The sequence below is a fragment of the Ectothiorhodospira shaposhnikovii genome (genome assembly GCF_016584105.1).
GTDB lineage: Bacteria > Pseudomonadota > Gammaproteobacteria > Ectothiorhodospirales > Ectothiorhodospiraceae > Ectothiorhodospira > Ectothiorhodospira shaposhnikovii.
Map to the genome: position 1 here is coordinate 1 of NZ_NRSM01000065.1, position 3406 is coordinate 3406.

The following is a 3406-nucleotide window of genomic DNA, read 5'->3' on the forward strand; positions in this document are numbered from 1 at the left end:
TGGCCTGCCTGGCACGCCGCCAAAAATACAATCCCCATTATAAAGATGTGCGGTACATGGCTTCGTCCAACAGACGTTTATCCGCCATGCTGCGCACAGCGGATAAACGCTTATATGTTATGTAGAAAAGGGGTCTTATTGATGAGTGGATGGGAACTTTCTGAGTCTTATGACTATAAAGGAAGGAATATTCGTTATGGGCGGTTGGGTGAAGGCCCGCCAATGGTTCTTGTTCATGGAACACCTTGGTCATCATTCAATCTGCGACATTTGATCCAACAGTTTTCTAGAGAGTACACAGTCTACTTTTTTGACTTGATGGGCTACGGCCAGTCGAGCAAAGATGAAGGTGATGTCTCATTGGGTGTACAGAACAAAGTTCTGGATTGTTTGCTGGACCACTGGGAACTGGATGAACCGATTATCGTTGGTCATGATTTTGGTGGTGCTACAGCCCTCAGAACTCACCTACTTGATGGTCGGTCCTTCAAGAAGATCATTCTTATTGACCCAGTCGCTGTCTCCCCTTGGGGTTCGCCCTTTTTCCGACATGTAAACGCTCATGAAACTGCGTTTTCAGGGTTGCCGGACTATATTCATGAAGCCGTTGTCCGGACTTATGTGCAAACGGCCGCTTTCAAGCCGCTTGATGAAGCTACACTGAACGGTATTGTTTTGCCGTGGACCGGCGAGGAAGGAAAGGCAGCTTTCTATCGCCAAATGGCTCAGGCGGATTCCAAATATACAGACGAGGCTCAAGCGCTTTATCATACGATCACTACCCCTACCTTGATTCTGTGGGGACGAGAAGATAGCTGGATCCCACTTGAACGAGGGGAAGATCTTCACAGAATGATTCCGGATTCGGATCTTCGCATCGTTGATGGTGCAGGCCACTTGGTTATTGAAGAGAAGCCTGATGAGCTGGTAGAGGAAATTCTGGATTTTGTTCAGGCTTAGGGACTACATAACCATGCCATCCACCGGATGCCATAACCTACGCTTCGCTCCGGTTCTGGCACCGGTGATGGCTGGCGTTATATTTGAAAAGGACCGAAGATGAAGATTGAATCACATGATTCCGATATAGAGAGCCTTCTGGATAGCAGTTATTTTCACATTCCGAGATTCCAGCGTCCCTATTCATGGGAAGATGAGCATGTTCAGGACTTTTGGGATGATGTGGTTGCTAACCAGGCCGATGATTACTTCATTGGATCAATGGTTGTCTTTAAAAATTCGAAACAACGGTTCGGCGTAGTTGATGGTCAGCAGCGACTTACAACAATAACGATATTGTTGTGTGTTTTAAGAGATGCCTATTTGGAACTGGGTGCCGAAGATTTGGCAAAAGGCGTTCATCAACTCGTTGAACGAAAAGATAGAAATAACAAAAACGAATTTGTACTTAAGACGGAAACCTCCTTTCCATATTTTCAAGAGCATATTCAGAAATTCAAAGATGATCCAGATGCAGATGGGAAATCGATTCCCGAGGAGCTTAACCTTTTAAGTGCGCATAAGAAATTTAAGAGTCTAGTGCTAAAAGTATTAGAATCCATTGAGGAAGATCCCTCAATTCCCACCGAAAGAAAAACTAAAAGCAAGTTATCGAGACTGACTAATATTAGAGATTCGATATTTAATCTAAACGTAATCTTTGTGGCTCTTGATAATGAAGATGATGCATATCTTATTTTTGAAACTCTTAACACTAGAGGTAAAGATTTGGCACTTACAGACTTAGTGAAGAATCACTTTACTAAGCACCTTAAGGCTAAAGGCGATGTAGATATTGCGCGCATTAAATGGGAAAACATTCAAGAAGTAATTCATAACTCATCGGAAGGTCTCTCTTCCGATAATTTCATCTATCATTTTTGGGCCTCTCGATATGAGGCCATTCCTCAGAAGAAGCTATTTCCAAAGTTTAAAAAGGCGGTGACAAAAGCCAGAGCAAAGGAATACCTAAATTTCTTGGTTAACGACTCGAAATTATATCGATCTCTCTATGAAACATCTTATGAATGGAATAAAAATGAAGCCGATGTTTCTCGGTCTTTAGCTGCAATACAGCTTTTTAAGCTTTCGCAACCGATACCAGCCTTGTTGTCACTGGTGCGTGCCTATAGGGATAAAAAGATCAAGTATGGAAGGTTAAGGGATGCTGTATGCGCAATTGAAAATTTCCATTTTCAATTTACTGCAATTACATCGTCTCGGTCATCTGGTGGTATATCCGCAATGTATTCATCTTTTGCTCAGAGGCTTTTTGCATCATCAAACTCTCAAGAGGCAGCGAGTGAGATTGACAAGCTGAAGGGAAAATTGAGAGAACGCGTACCATCATTAGACGAGTTTAAGGTTGCTTTCAAGGAAGTTTACTATACGAATGCGAACTCAAAGCCTAAAAATCTAGTTAGATATGTTCTTCGGAAGTTCTCAGAGCATTACGGTTTTAAATATGCAGTGGATTTTGACGATCTTACAGTTGAGCATTTGTACCCTCAATCAAAAATCGATAATAAATGGTCCGCTGAGATTGTTGGGAGTTTTGGCAATTTAATATTTATAGATGGGAAAATGAACGAAAAACTGGGCGACAAATCTCATGGGGAAAAAATAAAAGCTCTTAAACAGGAAGGATATTCCCTGCCTTCTGTGATGAACGAATCCGATGAATGGACTCCCGATCTGGTTGTAAAGCATACAGAAGAAATGGCCAAGGTTGCCCATGAGGAAATCTGGAAAATATAACCAGGGGCTCAAGCCGACCGGTTTGCGCTGGCGCTCCAACCGACGGCTTAGCCCAAGCGTTAGCGCGCCGCGCAAAGCGCGGCGCATCTGGCCGGGTGAAAGTCCTGGCATGGAAAGGGTTAACCACCCACCATTACCGAGTGTTGCGCCTCTGGCGGAGCGGTGGCTGCGGTGAGAACTGAGGCTACAGGCGAACAAGAGAGGTGAAGCGTACACAGGGTACGTCATAGACCGGATGGGGATGCAGCCCCTTAGAGCTGGAATCGCTTCGAAAAGCCGTTCCGGATTGGCGAGCGTTGTAACGCGCGTGAAGCCTAAACGAACCGGGCGCATTGGTGAACCTGGAGAGAGCCGGCGGAGTTCTCAAGCTACGGTATGTGACGAGAGATGCGTCGTGAACGCGGGAGGCCCTTGTGGCTCCTGAACCGGAACACCGTTGGGAAACCATGACATATGGCTATTGAGGCACGAAGGAGAAATCTGGATACAGGGCTAGGCCGGAGTCAGGGGGAGCCTGAAAGGCCCGGTCCCCCGCTGGCAAAGTAGTTGGAACCTGACCTGCTGTTAGAATCTTAAACCCTGAAGGGGGCGACGAGAGGGTTCCGATGAAGTACTCCGAAGAACGCCGGGAAGCAGTGCTCAAGAAGCT

Annotated in this window: 2 protein-coding genes; both read left to right on the forward strand. The window is 45.5% G+C overall.

Annotation, left to right across the window (positions count from 1 at the left end):
* On the forward strand, window positions 1-960 hold a 960-nt coding region (locus CKO35_RS17235; protein ID WP_242467348.1), incomplete at its 5' end, for an alpha/beta fold hydrolase.
* Between the two features lie 99 nt (window positions 961-1059).
* Entirely contained in the window at window positions 1060-2757 is a 1698-nt protein-coding gene (locus tag CKO35_RS17240) for a DUF262 domain-containing protein (protein WP_200177343.1), read from the forward strand.
* Window positions 2758-3406 lie beyond the last annotated feature (649 nt).

Bases quoted from the DNA above. Each gene is read 5' to 3' on its own strand.
- CKO35_RS17240 (WP_200177343.1), top strand. From the start codon at position 1,060: ATGAAGATTGAATCACATGATTCCGATATAGAGAGCCTTCTGGATAGC.